Origin of the sequence: Klebsiella sp. B345, assembly GCF_051131735.1 — a bacterium.
In the GTDB taxonomy this organism is placed as follows: Bacteria; Pseudomonadota; Gammaproteobacteria; order Enterobacterales; family Enterobacteriaceae; genus Klebsiella.
In genome coordinates, this window is sequence record NZ_CP180443.1 from 3349529 (window position 1) to 3369412 (window position 19884).

20 protein-coding genes are annotated in these 19884 nt (G+C 55.4%); 3 read left to right on the forward strand and 17 right to left on the reverse strand.

Annotated features, from left to right (window positions below; translation table 11 throughout):
- Positions 1 to 7: 7 nt before the first annotated feature.
- From phnK to ACMYSO_RS15750, 8 genes are all read right to left on the reverse strand, one after another.
- Complete coding sequence (gene phnK / locus ACMYSO_RS15715; RefSeq protein ID WP_434665787.1) at positions 8 to 766, reverse strand: phosphonate C-P lyase system protein PhnK; 759 nt, start codon at positions 764 to 766, stop codon at positions 8 to 10.
- Positions 763 to 1611: an alpha-D-ribose 1-methylphosphonate 5-phosphate C-P-lyase PhnJ gene (locus tag ACMYSO_RS15720; protein WP_123757976.1), complete on the reverse strand. Its 849-nt coding sequence runs from the start codon at positions 1609 to 1611 to the stop codon at positions 763 to 765. The genes phnK and ACMYSO_RS15720 overlap by 4 nt, the downstream gene beginning before the upstream one ends.
- Positions 1604 to 2668 (reverse strand): carbon-phosphorus lyase complex subunit PhnI, encoded by a 1065-nt coding sequence (locus tag ACMYSO_RS15725; RefSeq protein ID WP_434665790.1) that lies wholly within the window; start codon positions 2666 to 2668, stop codon positions 1604 to 1606. Before ACMYSO_RS15725 ends, ACMYSO_RS15720 begins: the two co-directional genes overlap by 8 nt.
- Positions 2668 to 3252, reverse strand: coding sequence for a phosphonate C-P lyase system protein PhnH (phnH, locus tag ACMYSO_RS15730; protein WP_434665793.1), 585 nt, complete (start codon positions 3250 to 3252; stop codon positions 2668 to 2670). The genes ACMYSO_RS15725 and phnH overlap by 1 nt, the downstream gene beginning before the upstream one ends.
- Positions 3249 to 3701 (reverse strand): phosphonate C-P lyase system protein PhnG, encoded by a 453-nt coding sequence (gene phnG / locus ACMYSO_RS15735; protein WP_434665794.1) that lies wholly within the window; start codon positions 3699 to 3701, stop codon positions 3249 to 3251. The genes phnH and phnG overlap by 4 nt, the downstream gene beginning before the upstream one ends.
- Entirely contained in the window at positions 3702 to 4427 is a 726-nt protein-coding gene (phnF, locus tag ACMYSO_RS15740) for a phosphonate metabolism transcriptional regulator PhnF (RefSeq protein WP_434665796.1), read from the reverse strand.
- Positions 4428 to 4589: 162 nt separating this feature from the next.
- Positions 4590 to 5024 (reverse strand): VOC family metalloprotein YjdN, encoded by a 435-nt coding sequence (yjdN, locus tag ACMYSO_RS15745; protein WP_434665797.1) that lies wholly within the window; start codon positions 5022 to 5024, stop codon positions 4590 to 4592.
- A 197-nt stretch (positions 5025 to 5221) separates the two neighbouring features.
- The gene (locus ACMYSO_RS15750; protein WP_434665798.1) at positions 5222 to 5557 is read right to left on the reverse strand and encodes a zinc ribbon domain-containing protein YjdM; all 336 of its coding nucleotides are present in this window, start codon (positions 5555 to 5557) and stop codon (positions 5222 to 5224) included.
- Positions 5558 to 6098: 541 nt separating this feature from the next.
- On the opposite strand from ACMYSO_RS15750, the gene proP reads away from it, so the two are divergent.
- Complete coding sequence (proP, locus tag ACMYSO_RS15755; protein ID WP_123757801.1) at positions 6099 to 7601, forward strand: glycine betaine/L-proline transporter ProP; 1503 nt, start codon at positions 6099 to 6101, stop codon at positions 7599 to 7601.
- Positions 7602 to 7660: 59 nt separating this feature from the next.
- Here proP and melR read toward each other — a convergent pair whose 3' ends face one another.
- A complete protein-coding gene (gene melR, locus ACMYSO_RS15760) occupies positions 7661 to 8581 on the reverse strand; it encodes a transcriptional regulator MelR (protein WP_434586732.1) in 921 nt (306 codons plus the stop codon).
- Between the two features lie 241 nt (positions 8582 to 8822).
- Here melR and ACMYSO_RS15765 point away from each other — a divergent pair, with 241 nt between their 5' ends.
- A complete protein-coding gene (locus ACMYSO_RS15765) occupies positions 8823 to 10169 on the forward strand; it encodes an alpha-glucosidase/alpha-galactosidase (protein WP_434665801.1) in 1347 nt (448 codons plus the stop codon).
- A 78-nt stretch (positions 10170 to 10247) separates the two neighbouring features.
- On the opposite strand, the gene cbpM is transcribed toward ACMYSO_RS15765, so the two are convergent.
- The 3 genes from cbpM to ACMYSO_RS15780 all read right to left on the reverse strand — a co-directional run bounded on the left by cbpM (position 10248) and on the right by ACMYSO_RS15780 (position 12296).
- The gene (gene cbpM, locus ACMYSO_RS15770) at positions 10248 to 10553 is read right to left on the reverse strand and encodes a chaperone modulator CbpM (protein WP_174509922.1); all 306 of its coding nucleotides are present in this window, start codon (positions 10551 to 10553) and stop codon (positions 10248 to 10250) included.
- On the reverse strand, positions 10553 to 11473 hold the full coding sequence (cbpA, locus tag ACMYSO_RS15775; RefSeq protein WP_434665803.1) for a curved DNA-binding protein: 921 nt from the start codon (positions 11471 to 11473) through the stop codon (positions 10553 to 10555). Before cbpA ends, cbpM begins: the two co-directional genes overlap by 1 nt.
- A 139-nt stretch (positions 11474 to 11612) precedes the next feature.
- On the reverse strand, positions 11613 to 12296 hold the full coding sequence (locus ACMYSO_RS15780; protein WP_434665805.1) for a TerC family protein: 684 nt from the start codon (positions 12294 to 12296) through the stop codon (positions 11613 to 11615).
- Between the two features lie 182 nt (positions 12297 to 12478).
- Here ACMYSO_RS15780 and ACMYSO_RS15785 point away from each other — a divergent pair, with 182 nt between their 5' ends.
- Positions 12479 to 13270 (forward strand): DsbA family protein, encoded by a 792-nt coding sequence (locus ACMYSO_RS15785; protein ID WP_434665807.1) that lies wholly within the window; start codon positions 12479 to 12481, stop codon positions 13268 to 13270.
- Between the two features lie 133 nt (positions 13271 to 13403).
- Here ACMYSO_RS15785 and ACMYSO_RS15790 read toward each other — a convergent pair whose 3' ends face one another.
- Genes ACMYSO_RS15790 through ACMYSO_RS15810 form a run of 5 tightly spaced genes read right to left on the reverse strand, consistent with a single transcriptional unit; the run spans position 13404 to position 18806 of the window.
- Positions 13404 to 14423, reverse strand: coding sequence for a fimbrial protein (locus tag ACMYSO_RS15790; RefSeq protein ID WP_434665809.1), 1020 nt, complete (start codon positions 14421 to 14423; stop codon positions 13404 to 13406).
- A complete protein-coding gene (locus tag ACMYSO_RS15795) occupies positions 14424 to 14942 on the reverse strand; it encodes a fimbrial protein (protein WP_434665811.1) in 519 nt (172 codons plus the stop codon).
- Positions 14933 to 17434 (reverse strand): fimbria/pilus outer membrane usher protein, encoded by a 2502-nt coding sequence (locus ACMYSO_RS15800; protein ID WP_434670824.1) that lies wholly within the window; start codon positions 17432 to 17434, stop codon positions 14933 to 14935. The genes ACMYSO_RS15795 and ACMYSO_RS15800 overlap by 10 nt, the downstream gene beginning before the upstream one ends.
- A 53-nt stretch (positions 17435 to 17487) precedes the next feature.
- A complete protein-coding gene (locus ACMYSO_RS15805) occupies positions 17488 to 18168 on the reverse strand; it encodes a fimbrial biogenesis chaperone (protein WP_434665813.1) in 681 nt (226 codons plus the stop codon).
- Positions 18169 to 18221: 53 nt separating this feature from the next.
- On the reverse strand, positions 18222 to 18806 hold the full coding sequence (locus tag ACMYSO_RS15810) for a fimbrial protein (RefSeq protein ID WP_434665814.1): 585 nt from the start codon (positions 18804 to 18806) through the stop codon (positions 18222 to 18224).
- Between the last annotated feature and the right edge of the window lie 1078 nt (positions 18807 to 19884).

The window sequence follows — 19884 nt, forward strand, 5'->3', positions numbered from 1 at the left end:
CCGGGGGTTAGTTCTGCAACACTGATGACACCAACAGCTGGGTATAGGGGTGATGCGGGTCGTCCAGCACCCGGTCGGTGAGGCCACTTTCCACCACCTGACCCTGCTTCATGACCAGCAGTCGGTTGGCCAGCAGGCGCGCGACGCCCAGATCGTGGGTGACAATCACCACCGCCAGATTCAGCTCCACCACCAGGCCGCGCAGCAGGTCGAGCAGACGAGCCTGTACTGATACGTCCAGACCGCCGGTTGGCTCATCCATAAACACCAGCTTTGGTTGGGAGACGAGGTTGCGGGCAATTTGCAGGCGCTGCTGCATCCCGCCGGAAAAGGTGGTGGGCAGGTCATCGATGCGCGACGGCGGAATTTCCACATCATTCAGCCACTGTTCGGCGGTCGCGCGAATACTGCCGTAGTGGCGCGCGCCGGTTGCCATCAGACGCTCGCCGATGTTGCCACCTGCCGACACCTGACGGCGCAGACCATCCATCGGATGCTGATGCACCACGCCCCACTCGGTGCGCAGCAGATGCCGACGTTCAGCTTCGCTCATGCCATACAGCGAGCGGTTCTCGTAACGCACTTCGCCCTGCTGGGGCGCCAGACGCGCGGAGATGGCTTTCAGCAGGGTGGTTTTCCCTGAGCCGGATTCGCCGACGATACCCAGCACTTCACCGGGCCATAGCTCAAAAGAGACGTCGCTGAAGCCTTTGCCCGGTGCATAGAGATGGGTCAGTTGATTGACCGCGAGTAACGGATGGCTCATTTGTTCAGCGCCTCACTCTGTTGGCGGCAATAGTCGGTATCGGAGCAGACAAACATGCGTTTGCCGCTGTCATCCAGCACCACTTCATCAAGATAGCTGTGGCGGGAGCCGCAGATGGCGCAGGGCTCATCCCACTCCTGCACGGTAAACGGGTGGTCGTCGAAATCGAGACTTTCCACCGGGGTATACGGCGGTACCGCGTAGATGCGTTTTTCGCGTCCGGCGCCAAACAGCTGCAGCGCGGGCATCATGTGCATCTTCGGGTTATCGAATTTTGGAATGGGCGACGGGTCCATCACATAGCGGCCGTTCACCTTGACCGGGTAGGCGTAGGTGGTGGCGATGTGGCCGAAACGGGCAATATCTTCATACAGCTTCACCTGCATCACGCCGTACTCTTCCAGCGCATGCATGGTGCGGGTCTCGGTTTCGCGCGGCTCGATAAAGCGTAGCGGCTCGGGGATCGGCACCTGGAAGATCAGGATCTGATCTTCGGTCAGCGGCGTCTCCGGGATCCGGTGGCGAGTCTGGATCAGCGTGGCATCGCAGGTCGCTTCGGTGGTGGCAACGCCGGTGACGCGCTGAAAGAACTGGCGAATCGATACCGCGTTGGTGGTGTCGTCGGCGCCCTGATCGATCACCTTCAGGACGTCATGCTCGCCAATAACGCTGGCGGTCAATTGGATCCCGCCGGTCCCCCACCCGTAGGGCATCGGCATTTCGCGACCGCCGAACGGAACCTGGTAGCCGGGGATCGCCACCGCTTTGAGAATCGCCCGGCGGATCATGCGCTTGGTCTGCTCATCAAGATAAGCAAAGTTGTAGCCAGTGAGGGAATTAGCCACGTTCATTCTCCCGTTGCAGGCGTTTCAGCAGCGCCAGTTCGGCCTGGAAATCGACATAGTGGGGCAGCTTGAGATGCGAGACAAAACCGGCCGCCTCGACGTTATCCGCATGGGCGAGGACAAACTCTTCATCTTGCGCCGGGCTGGCGATCTCCTCGCCGTAGTCCGGTGCCTGCAGCGCGCGGTCCACCAGCGCCATCGCCATCGCTTTACGTTCGCTCATGCCGAAAGTCAGGCCGTAGCCGCGGGTAAAGTGCGGCGGCTCCTGCTCAGGGGCGACAAAACCGTTGACCATTTCACACTCGGTCATCAGCAATTCGCCGATGTTGACCGCAAAACCCAGCTCTTCCGGCACGATGTCCACGCTGACGTAGCCGCTGCGGATCTCGCCGGCAAAAGGGTGGTTGCGGCCGTAGCCGCGCTGGGTGGAATAGGCCAGCGCCAGCAGGTAGCCCTCATCGGCGCGTACCAGCTGTTGTAATCGCGATGAACGGGAGCCCGGGTAGACCGGTGGGTTGCGGGTGATGTCGTCCGGCGGGGTGTGGCTATCCTGCTCTGCTTTCGCCAGCCCCTCCTGCACCAGCAGGTTAAAAACATGCGGCGTGGCTTCCGGCGGCGATACGGCGGTGCGTAGTGGCGGCGTCTCGCCCTGTGCCAGCAGCGTAAAATCCAGCAGGCGGTGGGTGTAATCGTAGGTGGGACCGAGCATCTGGCCGCCGGGAATGTCTTTGTAAACCGCCGAAATCCGCCGCTCCAGGCGCATGCTGGCGGTATCGAGCGGTTCACTCACCGCCAGACGGGGCACGGTGGTGCGCCAGGCACGCAGTAAAAAAATGGCCTCGACGTTGTCGCCGCTGGCCTGTTTCAGCGCCAGCGCCGCCAGTTCGCGATCGGCGATGCCGCCTTCGGTCATCACGCGGTCGATGGCCAGGTGAAACTGCTGGGCAATCTGGTCAACGCTCAGTTCCGTAAGCCCGCCATCGCCCCGGCGTTTATGTTCCTGTAAGGCGTGAGCGGCGACAATCGCCTTTTCCCCGCCTTTGACGGCAACATACATTAGCAAACCTCCACGTGAGTGGTTCGAGGGATCGCCAGCAGCCGCTCACCGCAGGTCAGGATCAGGTCAATACCGAGCGGGAACGGGTGCGGGCGTTCGGTCAGTTCATCAATAATGCAGTCCGGCAGCTGCGGGGCGATCATCCGCTCTTCGGCGATACCGGCGCCGGTGAGGCGCAGCATGCGTCCGCCGCTGAGGCTGGCGAGCTGGACGATCAGGGTGACGCCGGTTTCCGGGGCGGCGACGGTGCCGGCGGAAAGGACGTTAAGCTGCTCGCTGCTGATGCGATCGTCGGTGACGGCGAACACCGCCTGTTGCGGCAGTTCTACCAGCGGGGCGCCGGTATGAAAACGCAAATTCTGGCCGACCAGGTCGTTATGCAGCGCCGAGGAGAGCCACACTGGCGTGTCGTGATCCGCCAGGGTCAGCAGCAGGCTGGTTGAGGCGACGCTCAGGGGTTGCCAGCCGTGCTGGAGCTGCTGCAGGGCGACAATCACGCCCGGCTCGCTCATGGCTTTCAGCAGACGACGAAAACTGTGTTGGGCATCCTGCACCGGTAGGGTAAAAGCGGTTTGTAAGGTCATGCGTTATCTCCGCGAACCAGAGTAAAGAAGTCGACCCGGCTGGCGTTGACTTCGGCGCGTCGGGCTTCAATGCGCGCGCTTCGTTGTGCTTCCAGCGGGGTAATCAGGGTTTCCATCAGGGTGTGAAAATGGTGGGGCGATTGCATCAGCGCGTCGATGGTGGCACAGCGCTCGGCGTGGGGACGATCGCGCCCCAGTATCCAGCTGTAGCCGATGATGCCGTCGCTCAGGCGAACCGCTGCGCGGGTTAAGGTGGCATCGCCGGCGAAGAACCGGTCGCCGATCCCTCCCATGCGGGCCTGCAGCTGAACCAGGCCAGTTTCCGGCGTGCGAATCAGCTCATACGATGGCGCCAGCTTGAGGGCCTGCATCCGCGCTTCAAGTTCTTGTGGTTCACTGTGGGCCAGCACGGACATCCAGCGCTGGCGGGTGGCGGTATCAAAGTGCATTCAGTGCTCCATGGTGAATTCAATCATGTCCGCCCGGGTCAGGCTGACGGAGTACTCCGTGGCCTGCTGCTCGCCGGCCCGGTGGTTGAGAGTTCTTACGCACAGCAGCGGCGCCATGTTGGGGATCCCGAGAATGTTGCTCTCTTTGGCCTGGGCGCGGCGGGCGCTGATTTTGGTTCGCGTGCGGGTCAGTTCGACATTCAGCTGCTGATGCAGGAAATCGTGCAGCGAACCGTGGGTAAAGGTTTGCAGTGCGGGCCAGAAGCGCAGGTCGGCGAAGTAGTGATCGATCAGGCATAGCGCGACGCCGTTGACGCGGCGCAGGGTGCGCAGATGGATGACATTATCCCCTTCCTGAATGCCAAAGGCCTCGGCGACGTGGCTACTGGCCGGGCGCAGTACCGACAGCAGCTTTTCGCTGGTCGGGTGGCTGCCCTGCTCGAGCAGGTTCTGGCTAAAGCGGGCCTGGGCGTTAAGTGGGTAATCGATAGGACGCATCAGCACCAGCACCCCGACGCCCTGACGGCGCTGGACCCAGCCGCGCTCTACCAGCTGGTCGATCGCCCGACGCAGGGTGTGGCGGTTGACGTCAAAGCGCGTTGCCAGCTGCTGTTCGGCGGGCAGGTAGTCACCGCAGCGATAGTGGTGACGCAGCTCCTGCTCAAGTTTGGCGGCTATTTCCTGATACCGGGTGGGATAACTGGTCGGATGTCTGGATAAGTGCATGTCAATCGAGCCTCACTGAGCAGAAGAAGGGATTTCCTTCTGAGAGTGGCCCGATCCTGACGCGTTTTTGTTACATTTCGGTTAACGCATAATGACCGATGGATGAAGAGTGAGTGCCGGCAGAGTGACAGGGCGGGAGAGCCCGCCCGAGGTGGACTGTGGTTAGGATTGTTTGACGACGTTGACCATCCACGGTACGCCAAAACGATCGATGGCCCGGCCAAAACCATGGGCCCAGAACGTTTCCTGCCAGGGCATTTCGACGCGTCCACCGTCGGCGAGGTTGTCAAACCAACGCTTCCCTTCGGCCAGGTCCTGGGTGTCGAGCACCAGGTTAAATCCGACATAACGGCCGCTATCGTCGCCGGGGCTGTCGCCGAGCATCAGTTCGCTTCCCGCGACGCGCAGGCTGGCGTGGGCGATGCAATCCGGGGAGATTTGCAGGCCGGAAGGGCAGCCGTCCTGGGCATCCTGACTGTTCTGCGGCATTTCGCCGTAGGTGATCTGGTGGACTAGCTCGGCACCTAGCGCGTGTTGGTAAAACGCTATCGCCTCTGCGCAGTTGCCACTGTAGGAGAGGTAGGGACTCAGGGACATGGTGATGACCTCAGATAACGAAAGACCCTTTAAGCGTAGAGGAAGATGGGCACTTCGGGCCAGGCGGTAAAAACCTGGTGTGGGCACGGCGTTACAGCGGAAATAAGTGGACGGTACTGCACTATGATATTCGTTAATTTAATCCGTCATCTTTTTCCGCCGCAGGGAAATAACGCCGCTGAGGGTAGGGAATAAGATTAATTCTTTTTCACGAATTCTGATTTCAGCTTCATCGGGCCAAAACCATCAATTTTGCAGTCGATGTTATGATCGCCTTCGACCAGACGGATATTCTTCACTTTGGTGCCAATTTTCAGCATCGAAGAGCTGCCTTTGACCTTCAGATCTTTAATCACGGTAATGCTATCGCCATCGGCGAGTAAATTGCCGTTCGCATCTTTTACCACCAGTGCGTCATTATCGTCAGATGGCTCGGTATTGTTCCATTCATGGGCGCATTCCGGGCAGATAAACATGCCGTTATCTTCATAGGTGTATTCAGATTGGCATTGTGGGCAGTGTGGCAGTTGCATGGCGTTCCTCGTGATGGCTGATGAAAACAGGGCGTTGGCCCTTTAAACAGCGGCTGATAGCCGAAAGTGAGGGTGATTATAGCCTATTCACGTACTTTTGTCGGGTCTTTTTTTATGATAATAGCACCAGGGAAATAGCCGAATTAATCCGCGGCTATGCCAGAAATATGGCGGGCTGACTATCGCCCGGCTTATCCAGAAATAAACCTTTCTGCGCTTATGTTCATGGAACCTATTAATTTTTCTCGACTAAGTTATTCGACCCGAAATTTTTCGTGAAGTTGATCCCAAATTTAAACACTGTTAGGGTAAAAAAGGAGAGTTCGTAAATTCAGCAAATTTATGAGTAGCTCTATTTATTGATAAATGCCAGAGCAGGCGTCAACAGGTTCGGTTGTACGGACTGTCAGCAGACAGTGCAGGCAAACCTGCTACGCTTGAGAAGAGGAGCACAGCAACTCGCCGCTCCTAACGCACAACGCCACGGCTTTGCCGTATGGCGGCGATCTGTGCGCTCACGGCGAAGCTTTAGAGGAAAAATATGCTTAAAAGAAAAAAAATAAAGCCAATCACCTTGCGTGATGTCACCATCATTGACGATGGTAAGCTTAAGAAGGCCATCACCGCAGCATCGCTGGGTAATGCGATGGAGTGGTTTGATTTTGGTGTGTATGGTTTTGTGGCGTATGCCTTAGGTAAAGTCTTCTTCCCCGATGCCGACCCCAGCGTGCAGATGATTGCTGCGCTTGGGACATTCTCCGTTCCGTTCTTAATCCGTCCGCTTGGTGGCCTGTTCTTCGGCATGCTGGGGGATAAATATGGTCGCCAAAAAATACTGGCCATCACCATCGTCATTATGTCGATCAGTACCTTCTGTATCGGCTTGATTCCGTCCTATGCCTCGATTGGTATCTGGGCGCCGATTCTGCTGCTGCTGTGTAAAATGGCGCAGGGCTTTTCGGTCGGCGGAGAGTATACCGGTGCGTCGATCTTCGTTGCCGAATACTCACCTGACCGTAAGCGTGGCTTTATGGGCAGCTGGCTGGACTTCGGTTCGATAGCCGGATTTGTGCTTGGTGCTGGCGTGGTGGTGCTGATCTCCAGCATCGTGGGTGAAGAGAGCTTCCTCGAGTGGGGCTGGCGTTTGCCGTTCTTCCTGGCGCTGCCGTTAGGGCTGATTGGCCTCTATCTGCGCCATGCGCTGGAAGAGACCCCGGCGTTCCAGCAGCACGTTGAAACCCTGGAGCAGGGCGACCGTGAAGGATTGCAGGAAGGGCCAAAAGTCTCGTTCAAAGAGATTGCGACCAAACACTGGCGTAGCCTGCTGACCTGTATTGGTCTGGTGATTTCCACCAACGTGACCTACTACATGCTGCTCACCTACATGCCGAGCTACCTGTCGCATAACCTGCACTACTCGGAAGATCATGGGGTGCTGATTATTATCGCCATCATGATCGGGATGCTGTTCGTCCAGCCGATTATCGGCCTGCTCAGCGACCGTTTTGGCCGCCGCCCGTTTATTCTTATCGGTAGCGTCGCGCTGTTCGTGTTGTCGATTCCGGCCTTTATCATGATTAACAGCAACGTGATCAGCCTGATTTTCGCCGGTCTGCTGCTGCTGGCGGTGGTGCTTAACTGCTTCATCGGCGTGATGGCCTCATCGCTGCCGGCGATGTTCCCGACCCATATTCGCTTTAGCGCCCTGGCGAGCGCCTTTAACATCTCGGTGCTGGTGGCGGGTCTGACGCCAACGCTGGCGGCCTGGCTGGTAGAAACTTCGCAGAACCTGATGATGCCGGCGTACTATCTGATGGTGATTGCGGTTATCGGCCTGATGACCGGCCTGACGATGAAAGAGACGGCAAACCGCCCGCTGAAAGGGGCGACGCCTGCCGCATCGGATATCCAGGAAGCGAAAGAGATCCTGCGCGAGCATCACGATAACATTGAGCACAAAATCGAAGATCTCGACCAGGAAATCGCGGAACTGCAGGAAAAACGTTCCCGTCTGGTACAGCAGCATCCGCGTATCAACGAGTAAGCGCTGTCTCCGCTAAACATGCCGCCGTGGGCTTCCCCGGCGGCATTTTTTTTGCCGGTTTATGGCTGGGACGGTAGCCCCTGTCGCCGTTGCTGGCTGAGTTTGCGGTATTGCTGCGGCGGCATGCCGACATAGCGGGTAAAGGTGCTGTAGAAGCGGCTGCTGGAGCGAAACCCGGCGATCAGCGCAATGTCGAGAATCGTTTTGTCGGTATCGCTGAGCAGGGCACGGACGTGGTTAATCCGCATCGCGGTGATGTACTGCTTCATGGTCTGCTGCATCACCCGCTGAAAAATCCCCATCGCATAATTCGCGTTGAGTTTGACGTGTTCGGCGACGTCGGCGACGGTCAGCGCCTGATCGTAGTGGCTGGCGATAAACTCGAGCATCTGGCTGACGTAAAACTGGGCATGACGCGAGACGCTGTGTTTGTGGGTGCGCGAGGTTTTATTCACCAGAATCGGCTGCCAGCCGGAAAGGCTAAAGCGCTTAAGCATCAGGGCGATTTCATCGATGGCCAGCTGGCGGATCTGTTCGTTGTCGCTGTTCAGCTCCTGCTGCCAGCGCTGCACTTCAAAGGCGCTGAGCTGCTGGGCGGAGAGCGATTTGATGACCATCCCGTGAGTGACGTTATTGATAAGCTCGCGGTCGAGCGGCCACGATAAAAACAGGTGCATCGGTAGATTGAAGATCGCCATTTGCTGGCAATTGCCGGGGCGCGTCAGCTGATGCGGCGTACAGGCCCAGAACAGGCTGATATAGCCCTGCTTGATTTGCACCGCTTCGTTGTTGATCAGGTATTCCACATCGCCGTCAAAGGGGACGTTGACCTCAACCTGGCCGTGCCAGTGGCTGGTGGTCATGGCGTGCGGCGGGCGCAATTCGATATCCATCCGCTGGTATTCGGAGTAGAGCGCCAGCGGGCTGCGGGTGTCTTTCTCGTCGCTGCTGCTCATAAACGGATCGTGATGTTTTTCCATGCAGAAAGAGGTTCCTGAATCGTCACAGTTGCTGTTTTTTTGCACCGACATGCGTCTATCTTAGCGGAGAAAACGGCCCGTTTTCTCTCCTTTTCCGCCAAATTATTCTCATAAACTCAGATTTTGTGTGTGACCACCGGCGATCTGAGTTTTCGGGAATGCTCCGTGGGGAAGGGGGCAGCGAGGCGAGCGGCGGGCATGCCACTCTACATGGACACAATGACATGATGGAGAACGCTCTATGTCTGCCCCAAAAATTACCTTTATCGGCGCGGGTTCAACGGTTTTTGTTAAAAATATCCTCGGTGATGTTTTTCAGCGCCCGGCGCTGAAATCGGCCCATATCGCGTTAATGGATATTGATACGACGCGGCTAGAAGAATCACATATTGTGGTGCGCAAGCTGATGGATTCCGTTGGCGCCGATGGTGAAATTAGCTGCCATCGTGACCAGCGAGTCGCGCTGCAGGACGCGGATTTTGTGGTGGTGGCCTTCCAGATTGGCGGCTATCAACCCTGTACCGTGACCGATTTTGAAGTCTGTAAGCTGCACGGGCTGGAGCAAACGATCGCCGATACCCTGGGGCCTGGGGGGATCATGCGGGCGTTACGCACCATTCCGCACCTGTGGCAAATTTGCGACGACATGACCGACGTGTGCCCGCAGGCCACCATGCTGAACTACGTCAATCCGATGGCGATGAACACCTGGGCGATGTACGCGCGTTACCCGCATATCAAGCAGGTGGGGTTGTGCCATTCGGTACAGGGGACGGCGGAAGAGCTGGCGCACGACCTTGACCTCGACCCGGCGGATTTACGCTATCGCTGCGCGGGGATCAACCATATGGCGTTCTATCTGTCGCTGGAGAAAAAGCTGGCGGACGGCAGCTACACTGACCTTTACCCGGAGATGCTGCAGGCCTACGCTGACGGGCGGGCGCCGAAACATCGCGAGAACTCGCGCTGCCAGAATATCGTGCGCTATGAGATGTTCAAAAAGCTCGGCTACTTCGTCACCGAGTCCTCTGAGCACTTCGCCGAATATACGCCGTGGTTTATCAAACCAGGGCGGGAAGACCTGATTACCCGCTACCAGGTGCCGCTGGATGAGTACCCGAAACGCTGCGTAGAGCAGGTGGCTAACTGGCATAAAGAGCTGGAGCTGTATAAATCTAGCGAACGGATTGAGATTAAGCCTTCTCGTGAATATGCCAGCACCATCATGAATGCGATCTGGACCGGCGAGCCGAGCGTGGTCTACGGCAACGTTCGTAACGAGGGGTTGATCGATAACCTGCCGCAGGGCTGCTGCGTGGAGGTGGCCTGCCTGGTGGACGCCAACGGCATTCAGCCCACCAAAGTCGGGAAGCTGCCGGCCCATCTGGCCGCCTTAATGCAGACCAACATTAACGTCCAGACGCTACTGACCGAAGCGATCCTCAACGAAAATCGTGACTATATCTATTACGCAACGATGATGGATCCGCACACTGCGGCGGCGCTGGGGATCGAGGAGATCTATGCCCTGGTGGACGATCTGATTGCCAGCCACGGCGACTGGCTGCCGGAGTGGGTTCATCGTTAAGGGTATCGTTAAAGGAATCGTTAAGGGAGCCGTTAAAGAACCGTCGGGCCGTCTGGCCCGACGTTACTGTTGGCGGGATTAGCCGTGAGTCAGAAAACGGGCCAGCTGTTGTTGCAGCAGTCGGTTCTCGCGGGTCAGGCGGGCGTTTTCATCCAGTAGCGTTAAGGCTACCGCGATGCCCGGCCAGTCCAGCTCCAGCTCCCGGCGCAGGCGCAGCGCGCGATGGACAATCACCACCGCGCTGTCATCGAACAGCCAGGCCTCAGCCTGCGGCTGGCGCGGCTCAATCACGCCCAGGCCGACGATTTCCCTCAGGTCATCCTCAGACACGCCGGTATGCAGACAAACTTCGCTTATGGTGAACGTCACCGTCATCTTAGCCATTATGCTTTCTCCCATGCTTTACGCGGCGCGAAGCCAGCCTCTGCATCGGCCAGCTGCTGCCAGAGTGCGCTGGTTTTGTCGTTCGGTTTCGGCGGCATGACGATTTTTATCACTGCGTATAAATCGCCGGTCGTCGTTTTGCTTGCCAGCCCTTTACCTTTGATGCGCAGGCGTTGCCCCGCCTGGCTGCCCGGCGGAATGGTCAGTAGGATGCTCTCTTTGAGCGTCGGGATGGTGACCTTCGCACCCAGCGCGGCTTCCCACGGCGCCAGCGGCAGGACGATTTCCAGGTTATGCCCGACAATATCGAACAGCGGATGCGGGGCGATATGGATAACCAGCCACAGATCGCCATTTGGCCCGCCGTTTTCCCCCGGCGTCCCCTGGCCTTTCAGGCGGATACGCTGGCCGTCGCTGACCCCGGCGGGGATTTTCACATTCAGCGTTTTCGGGGTTTCGCTCTCGACCATCCCAAAGACGTTATAGACCGGCAGGGAATAGCTGATGGTGCGGGTCTGCTCGGCGAGAGTCTCTTCGAGGAAGACTGCAACTTCAATCTCCAGATCGTGGCCGCGCGCGGCATGCTGGCGGCGGGCGTGGTGCGCCTGCTGACCGAACATCGATGAGAAGATATCGTCAAAGTCCTGCTGGCTGTAGCTCTGCTCGTGGGTCTGCTGCTGCTGACGACCAAACTGCGGATCGTTGCGGTGCTGCCAGAGCTGGTCATACTCGGCGCGACGCTGTTCATCTTTGAGCACTTCCCAGGCTTCGGCGAGGTCTTTGAATTGTGCTTCGGCATCGGCTTCTTTGCTGACATCGGGGTGATATTTACGTGCCAGACGGCGGTAGGCGGTCTTGATGGTTTTTAGATCGTCCGTTGGCTTAACCCCTAGAATAGTATAATAGTCCTTTAATTCCATGGCGTTATCTCATTTGGATTGATGCAGTGGTCACAGCTTTCACCTCTAAGCTTAGGGCAAATGAGGGCGTGTGGAGCAGGAATGTGCGGGAAACTTGACGCCGTCGGGGTTGACGGCGTGTGTTGTGGGCAGGGGGGGGTTATTTGGCCGGGCGGGTCCGGTAGTTGCGGCGCAGTCCTTCCAGCAGCACCAGCGCGGCGCCAAGAGCGCCGGCAATCAGCGAGAGCGAGTCGGGCGCGTGCGGGAACAGGCGCACAATGGTCGGGTCGGTCACCCACATCGACCCGGCAATCCAGCCGATCAGCGCGCCGCCCAGCAGGATAACCACCGGGAAGCGGTTGAGGATGGCGAGCACCAGTTTGCTGCCGGCGACGATAATCGGGATGCTGATCAGCACGCCCAGCGCCACCAACAGCAGATGGCCTTTGCCAGCCGCGGCGACGGCGAGCACGTTATCCAGTGACATGATCACATCGGCGACCGTAATAGTGACGGCGGTTTGCCACAGGCTGCCTGAGCTGCTGACCTCTTCATTCTCTTCCTGGTTGGCGACCAGCTTGATGCCGATCCACAGCAGCAGCAGGGCGCCAACAATTTTCAGCCACGGCAGTGAGAGCAGGTAGAGGGCGATGGCCAGCAACAGAACCCGTGCCACGATGGCACCGGCGGTACCAATAAGAATGGCTTTGGTCCGTAGTTCCGGCGGCAGCTTGCGACACGCCATGGCAATCACCACCGCATTGTCACCGCCAAGCAGCAGATCGATAGCGATGATTTGCAGCAAAATGACGACGATATCCCACTGATTAACTAACTCATTCATGCCTGACTCATACCATTAAAAAAAGATCTCAACGGGAAAGCGTACCCCTGTTGCGCCATCGTGTCATATTGAAAAATAAAGTTACTAATCAACGCATCGTGTCACGATGATTCCCCAGTAAAGAGTGTTACCTTGTCCCGTTAGGCTCACCTGCCGTTTTACTCATCGCAAGGATTACCCTCATGGCTGGTATGAAAAAAATACTGACTGGCGCATTGCTTGGCGCCACGTTACTTCCGGTTTTGGCAACGGCCGCAGAGGCTCCTGCCGCAACCTTTACGCCGGAGCAAGAAGCCCGCATTGGCAAAATTGCCGCGGATTATTTAGTCGCGCACCCGGAGGTGCTGCTACAGGCCAGCCAGAAGCTGCAGCAAATTCAGCAAGAGCAGCAGGCGAGCGCAGCAACCCAGGCGGTGATGCAAAACCAGGCTGCGCTGACCCAGGATAAAAATACCCCGACCTACGGCCCGGCAGATGGCAAGGTTACCGTGATCGAATTCTTTGATTACCAGTGCATTTACTGTAGCCGTCTGGCGCCGGTGATGGAGCAGGTGATCAAAGCGCATCCGCAGACCCGTTTTGCGTTTAAAGAGTGGCCTATTTTCGGCAGCCGTTGGGAAACCTCGCTGACCGCCGCGAAAACCGGCCTGCAAATTTATCAGCAGAAGGGGGCAGAGGCTTACCTGACCTACCACAACGGGATTTATGCTACCGGGCATAACGAAGGCAAGCTGACGGCGGCAGATGTCCAGCAGCAGGCGAAGAAAGTGAACTTCGACGCCAAAAAAGCGGCGGATGTTGACGCGGTACTGCAGAGCACCAACACGTTGGCCCAGGAGATTGGTCTGAGCGGGACGCCGGGCGTGATCGTCATGCCAACTACCGGCGCGACCGAAGCCACCATTACCGTCTTCCCAGGGCTTGCAGATAAAGACTCGCTGGAAGCGGCGATTAAGAAAGCCGGCGGCAACTGATAGGTTAACTATTCTGTCGTTCACTGCCCAGCCATTCTGCGAGCGCATTACTGCTTCATACGCAGAGCGAGAGTGCAAATACCGTTCAGCATCAAAAAGCTGCTGAACGGGTCGAGCATGCCAAGGGAGAACGTTACTGATAAGAAAACGTAATGCTCGCGAGGGCGTTTGCGCTTCCTGGTACCAGTTCGCCGGTGCGAACGTACTGCGCCTGGAACGGTAGCGACAATATTTGGGTTGCCGTGGTGGTCTGGATAAAGAACTGGTTTTCGGTGCCCGCTGCGGAGCTGTCCGGTCCCATCATCAACGGGCCGTTGCCGTTATAAAAGAACTGTACGCCGATACCTGAGGCGGTTGAATCGTTGGTTAGCGTCACGGTGGAAGAGGTATTCGTTGGCGTGGTCTGATCCGTCATTACCGCATAGAGAGCTACCTGTTCGTCGCAGGTCAGGCTGACGTTAAATGAGCCCGAAGGCGACGTGCTGCCGACGCTAGGCAAGGTATGAATATCCGGAGCGCCCAGATCGATATTGGCACTTTTGGTGCTTACCGTACAACCGCTGGCTTCCACCGTAATTGTCGTGGGATTGATAATCACCTGCGCCGTGTTGCTATCACCTAGAAAAGCATAAGCGGTCAGGGTCGCAGCGCTGATAGTTGATGTTTGATAAACGCCTGACTTCAGCGTATTCCCCGTTTTAATAAACGTCACTTTTGCCGACCATCCCAGGTCATTGGCAAGAGGGTTTGTGCCTTCTGCAGGATAGCTTTGGGTCACGCCGGTTTGTAGCGGCACATATTTTGTGGCGCTAAAATCCTTCAGGCCGATGATATAACCGATACCCGGGACGCCGGTTTCAAACACGCTGTAGCTGATGCCATCAACGTTGACGGTGATCCCAGCAGGTACGGCGCTGTTGCTTGGTTGCAGGGTTCCTTTTTCACAGAGATTAAGTATTCCTCCGCACTTGAACACTCTTTGTACGTCAGCCGTCGCGCTCCACGCTGAGCCGATAACGTTCCCCGGCATAATGGAGTCTGCGGGACCGGAGTAGGCCATCATTTGGGGGGAGAGCGTAATATCGGATACCCAATCCAGCGCCAAAACCCGGGCGCTGACGCACAGCCAGCCGATAAGTAGTAAGAAACGCATTTATTGATACTCCGTAGTCCAGGTCGCGATGGCAGAAACGTCCCCGGCGCTGACAGCACCGCCGTTGGCCACCAGTCGGGCATAAAATGTCATCTGCACGCGTTCATCTCCCGAGGTACCGTAAGCCGTCGTTTTGTCTTCCAGCGGGATCGGTATGCTGTCTTTATCAAGGATTTGTACCGCCACGCCTGTCGCGCCGCCTTCGTCTATCTTAATCAGCTTTGGGTTGAGGTCGTCCGGCGTGCCGCTAAAGCGAATTTTCACGCCGGTAAAGGTTGGGCCGCACTCTTCCAGCGTTAGCGTGAAGGCCTGTTTGATATTGCTCACCGCGCCAGGCTCATGAAACTGCTTCGTACCGATGGTGCCCAGCGGGACGGTTTGTTCTTCTGAATCGGCAGAAACCACGCAGGTATTGCCGATGAGATTGCCGGTTATGGAGACCAGCACATCATAGCCATGAGCGGGGGCGGCGAGAGCAACAAACAGCGCAATGCCTGATATCCTGGTTGCTACTGACATACCACCTCCTGTGAATAAAGGCCGGTGTGGGCGCTGTAATCCTCTGGGTTCAGGCGGTATTTAACGACGCACTCACTGTCGCTGCCCTGTCCCCAGACGGCGCTGAGGGTACCTTCGGCCGGTAGGCCGGGTAGGTAAAGGCTTCCGCCATCTCCTACGATGCTAGCGATCTGCTCATCGGCAAGCGATACGAGGGTGCCAAATGGCAACACCTCATTGCGGTAGCGGATAACGAACAGGGCCTTCGCTCCCCGCCGGGTTACGATGGTTGCGCGCACCAGCGCGCCATCGGTCGGCGTTTTGCTGACGATGGCGTTTTCCAACTCAACGTCGTTTCCGGCAGTAGTGACATCCAGCGCGACCTGGTTGACGCGATATGGCGTGGCGTATGGAATGACGGCATAGCCGCGGCTATCCGTCTTGATGCCTTTGTGATTAAGTACCGCCACGCTACTGGCGCCCGGCGCTTTGACCAGAATGTTGGTATTCCCCAGCGGCTGGCTGAGCGTCATACCATCTTCGTGCAGCACCGCGCCGCCGCTCATGCCGTAGCTAATATTGCGGGAGTCACTGGAGTAGCTGTAGCCCAGGTTGTAATTGCCCCATTGCCCTTCATACTGTAATGCGGCATCGGCTCCGTATCGTTGCTGCGCGCCGTAGCGCTGGTTGACGTTATAAAATAGGTTCTCTTGTCCGGGGACATAGCCGCTCACACCCGCACTGCTGGTGGCTCCCGTTGAGCCCGCGCGCGTGGTGGAAAAACGTGCTCTGGTGGCCAGTTGCGGGTTGCCAAATGGCACGGAAAGCGACATCGCCAGGATGTTATCTTTATGGCTATTGAACAAATTGGTGCTGCGCTGAAAACCCACGCCAAGGGAGACATTGCTTACCATGGCGTTCCATGCGAACTGCATGCTTTGCGTCTTGTTGGTGGTGTGCCAGTAGGTTTGTCGATCCCATGACAGAGAAAGTGAGCCAAACTTACCTATTGGTTGCGACAGCAGCAGCTGATTTTTCGCTTTACGCGACATACGCAGGTTATACATGTTCTCATAGCTGGTGGTGACGGCACCTTCTGCCTCTGCTGTCTGTTTCACCGTACCGCCCGTCATTCCCTTATAGGCCGTATCGCTGAGCGTATAGAATCCCTGCGTCGAGTAGCGCAGCGAGTAGAAATTAAAGCGCGTTCCGATGTTATTCATTAGCTTGCTGTATCGCAGGCGTACAGAATCTCCGGTGTAGCGTTGATCATCAGCCAGCGTGCTGCGGGCATGAGTCAGATCGACGGAATATGCCCCAAAGCGCCCAAGATTTTGTCCGATACCCAACGCGAGCCCGTTGTAGCGTTCTGCAAACTGCGCACCGCCATAAAAAGTCAGACCGTATTCCCAACCGAAAAACAGCTCTCCTTGGGCAAATGACGGCGTGTGCTGATTGTTGACCGCACGGAATTTTCCGGCGCTGAGGGCATATTTTATCTGTCCGCTGCGCACCAGATTCGGCACACTTGCAAACGGCACGGTATATTGCGTTTTGCTGCCGTCGCTCTCCTGAATCGTTACCAGCAAATCACCACCCGATGAGGTGGGGTAGAGATCTTTCAGGATGAACGCTCCGGAGGAGACGTTAGTCTGATAAATAATGTTGCCATTCTGCTGTACGGTAACGGTCGCGTTGCTGCGTGCGATTCCACGAACCTCTGGCGCATAGCCGATGAGGCTGGCGGGCAGCATATTATCATCGGTTTTCAACGCGACCCCGCGTAGGCCAACGGAGTCAAATACCTGGGCAGATGTATACGTTTCCCCGGCGTAAGCTTGTGCTCGCAGGGCGGGTATTTCCCGCTGTAGCCAGGTCTGTACGTGGTTAAACTCATTAGTATTTTTGGTCCACGTCGTGTAATCACGCAGCCGCCATGCACCCAGATTTACACCGCTATTCAGGCTGACGAATAGCTGCCGGGTTCGGGTACGCGTATCGTCCCTGATCTCATTGTCAGAACCGTTAACGACATAGTTCAGCCACGCAGAAGAGATGCCGGACTCCCAGCTCTCCGGGTTGATGTATCCACGCGGTAGGTTACGCATATAGCTTTGCGGCAGGCTGAGGTTGAGCGTCAGCGTCTTCTGGTCGAAATCAAAGCTGGCGCCAGGGAAAACATGATCCAAAAAATAGCATTGCTGGCCTGATGACAGCAGTTCTTCCGTCGCCTGGCGGCTATCGATACCTAACGTGTTAATTTGCTGTGTTGTGAGGCAGGGCAGGGCGTCGCCTGACGCTTTATTTTTATCAACGCTGAATTTTACATCCCCGGTAAAGGCGTAATTTGTATTGATATAAACGTTAATATTGTATTCGCCAGGCGGTAAGGCGCTCCCTGTATTGATCCATGAGAGATCGGCAATATTCCCGCTTTCGCCGTTGAGGAATGCAGGATTAAATTGCAAACCGTTCTCTGCAGCAGAGACATACCGAATGGCATGGCAGATCATCAGGACACAGACGATTCTTGCTTTCACGCGATCGCACCTTTCTTGTTCTTGTTTTATTTCCGGGTCAAAGACTGACTGGTGACAGGTGTCCATGCGCCGTAATCATTGATGGTCTGATAGCTAAAAGCAGTTGCTTGAGTGAATGAACCTGCCAGCGTTACGCTTGCTTTCGGAGGGACCATGACCGGTTGCACCGACTGACCATCGATTTTTAAATTGATGGTGGTGAGGTAATAAGGCGTCGGGTTATTGAGCGTAATTTTGCCAGCACGGTAATCACCGGTTATTTTTTTCCACCCGTCGGCAGTACCACTTTTGAGTCCTTCCGGACGGTAAAAAACTTTAATGCGATTTGCCGAGGCAAATTGCAGTGAATTGCTGGATGCACCTTTGGTTTGTTGCGGAATGGCTTTAACCGTTATCCAGTACAGCGTTTCCCGGTCCTGTGGTAGGGATTTGCCGTTAAACATCATTTTCACTACGCTTTCGGTTGCCGGTTTTAAGACATACAGAGGCGGTGTAATGACAAAATCGTTGGTACGTTCATCTTTCTCATTTTCAACCCATGACTGGATGAGAAATGAGGAGTCAGGATGCGTATTTCTGACCTGTAGCATTGATTGTGTCGCGCTGCTGAGGTAGACCATCCGCGTTGTGCCCAACCCCACACCGCCAGCATATGCTGTAGACGAGCACAGCGAGCCAGCTAAACAAATCCATGTTAATGCGCGCATATCAACTCTCCTGAAAGTTGAATCAGGCCCGGCGACGTGGCCGGGCCAGAAGGTTACGAATAGGTCACGGTGTAGGTGGCAACGGCGCTCGCATCGCCTGCCGTAGCGTTACCCTCAGGGGAGTAGTATTTGGCGCTGAAATTCAGGGTGTTTGAGCCATTACGGACTTCGACTGGAGCGGCAGCTTCACCCAGTTTCACGACGTTGCCTTGCTCGTCATACAGACGAATGGCAACGTTTTGTGCAGAAGAGCTGCTGCCGTTCGAACCAACGGCCAGGCCGTCAGCATCGGCGCTATTCGGGGTGCCAGTGAAGGTTACGGCAACCGTCGTGGCTGGAATTGGGTCTTCCTCTGTGCCGGCAGAAGTATCGGCGATTTCACAATCCTCAAGGGTGATGGCGAATGCTTTTGCGGTACTGGCTTCACTACCTGCGGCAGCCAGCGTTGCGGTACGAACTTCTCCCAGATCGACGTCAATGTTGCTACTGTTGGCGCTGATGGCACACGCTGACGTTACGACACTGCCGTTGAAATTCACGGTGCCACCGCTGGTGGTCGCAGCCAGTGAGGAACCTGCAGGCAGCAGCGCCGCAATGCCCAGTGCCAGCAGAGTTTTGCTATTTAAGTAAGTTTTCATTTTTCTGATTCCCTAGTTGTGTTTTTACGAGAGTGGCTCTGAAGGCTGCAGATCTAGCTGGTTAAAAAACAGTAAATCCGCTTTATTTCTGAGTCCTGGTTTTCTTATTGCTTAAATGGTTAGCGTACTGACACGGCAGTATTAAATTTTCTCTATTTCAATGATGTAGCGTATATTCAGATTATTTCTCAGTTTCTTTAATACCCTCCATTTACCTGGAGTCAGTGATAGCGTCATAGATTTATTTTTTTTGGTAAAGAACAACTATCTGCTAGTTAAAATAAACAGATTCTCCAGCGATAATGAGAATGTTGTTGCGTGATCTGGTTATTAATATTACCGAGCGCCACAGTGATGAATGTACATCTGCGGAATACAGGTAAATAAGTACGGCTGGATGGTTTTTATTGTTATATGTTTTTAGCAATCCACTCCAGTGTGATGCTTTTCAGTTTTCGATATAAATATAATGTCAAATTTTATTATCAATAAAAGACTATCAAGATGCTGGCGATTATTTCTATCTGCTGCCTGAATGCCAGGGGTGTTTCCTTTGGTTAAGTAGCGATATCATAGCGTGAGAAATAAAGTTGCCGCTTAATATAATATTACATCGATTAACGGTTTATCTTGTCGCCATCTCATTCTCTCAATTTACCATGTGATGTTCAGATTAACCTGTATTCCTGTATTTTTGTGGAAGGTTAAATCCTTTGTTTTGTTGATTCACAATATACTTGGGGTATGGCCATGTAAACTCAATTAATATGAACTAATTTGAATTAAATTAATCGCAGTACCTGTGGTCGTTAGTTGAACTTGTTAGTTGATTCACATTGTTCAATCGTTGATGAACTGGCCTCCATTTTCAGCGGTGATCGTTTTTTTGGTCGTCTTGCTATCATTTTCTCTCAATACCGCCCACTCACCTGAGAGTGTGTTGATATTTTATCTTTTTTATCAGTTTGTTATGGTGGTTGGTTATTGTGGCGGGGCGAATGATTAGGGTACCTAAGAGGGAGTATGAGGAAGGTTTTTCCCCATTGGTTGAGTGAAGATGAGGGTTACTTAAGAAAGA

Excerpts from the sequence above, each read along its gene's own strand:
- phnK (WP_434665787.1), bottom strand. The coding sequence starts at position 766 with ATGAGCCATCCGTTACTCGCGGTCAATCAACTGACCCATCTCTATGCA.
- ACMYSO_RS15725 (WP_434665790.1), bottom strand. The coding sequence starts at position 2,668 with ATGTATGTTGCCGTCAAAGGCGGGGAAAAGGCGATTGTCGCCGCTCAC.
- phnH (WP_434665793.1), bottom strand. The coding sequence starts at position 3,252 with ATGACCTTACAAACCGCTTTTACCCTACCGGTGCAGGATGCCCAACAC.
- phnG (WP_434665794.1), bottom strand. The coding sequence starts at position 3,701 with ATGCACTTTGATACCGCCACCCGCCAGCGCTGGATGTCCGTGCTGGCC.
- phnF (WP_434665796.1), bottom strand. The coding sequence starts at position 4,427 with ATGCACTTATCCAGACATCCGACCAGTTATCCCACCCGGTATCAGGAA.
- yjdN (WP_434665797.1), bottom strand. The coding sequence starts at position 5,024 with ATGTCCCTGAGTCCCTACCTCTCCTACAGTGGCAACTGCGCAGAGGCG.
- ACMYSO_RS15750 (WP_434665798.1), bottom strand. The coding sequence starts at position 5,557 with ATGCAACTGCCACACTGCCCACAATGCCAATCTGAATACACCTATGAA.
- proP (WP_123757801.1), top strand. The coding sequence starts at position 6,099 with ATGCTTAAAAGAAAAAAAATAAAGCCAATCACCTTGCGTGATGTCACC.
- melR (WP_434586732.1), bottom strand. The coding sequence starts at position 8,581 with ATGGAAAAACATCACGATCCGTTTATGAGCAGCAGCGACGAGAAAGAC.
- ACMYSO_RS15765 (WP_434665801.1), top strand. The coding sequence starts at position 8,823 with ATGTCTGCCCCAAAAATTACCTTTATCGGCGCGGGTTCAACGGTTTTT.
- cbpM (WP_174509922.1), bottom strand. The coding sequence starts at position 10,553 with ATGGCTAAGATGACGGTGACGTTCACCATAAGCGAAGTTTGTCTGCAT.
- cbpA (WP_434665803.1), bottom strand. The coding sequence starts at position 11,473 with ATGGAATTAAAGGACTATTATACTATTCTAGGGGTTAAGCCAACGGAC.
- ACMYSO_RS15780 (WP_434665805.1), bottom strand. The coding sequence starts at position 12,296 with ATGAATGAGTTAGTTAATCAGTGGGATATCGTCGTCATTTTGCTGCAA.
- ACMYSO_RS15785 (WP_434665807.1), top strand. The coding sequence starts at position 12,479 with ATGGCTGGTATGAAAAAAATACTGACTGGCGCATTGCTTGGCGCCACG.
- ACMYSO_RS15790 (WP_434665809.1), bottom strand. The coding sequence starts at position 14,423 with ATGCGTTTCTTACTACTTATCGGCTGGCTGTGCGTCAGCGCCCGGGTT.
- ACMYSO_RS15795 (WP_434665811.1), bottom strand. The coding sequence starts at position 14,942 with ATGTCAGTAGCAACCAGGATATCAGGCATTGCGCTGTTTGTTGCTCTC.
- ACMYSO_RS15800 (WP_434670824.1), bottom strand. The coding sequence starts at position 17,434 with ATGATCTGCCATGCCATTCGGTATGTCTCTGCTGCAGAGAACGGTTTG.
- ACMYSO_RS15805 (WP_434665813.1), bottom strand. The coding sequence starts at position 18,168 with ATGCGCGCATTAACATGGATTTGTTTAGCTGGCTCGCTGTGCTCGTCT.
- ACMYSO_RS15810 (WP_434665814.1), bottom strand. The coding sequence starts at position 18,806 with ATGAAAACTTACTTAAATAGCAAAACTCTGCTGGCACTGGGCATTGCG.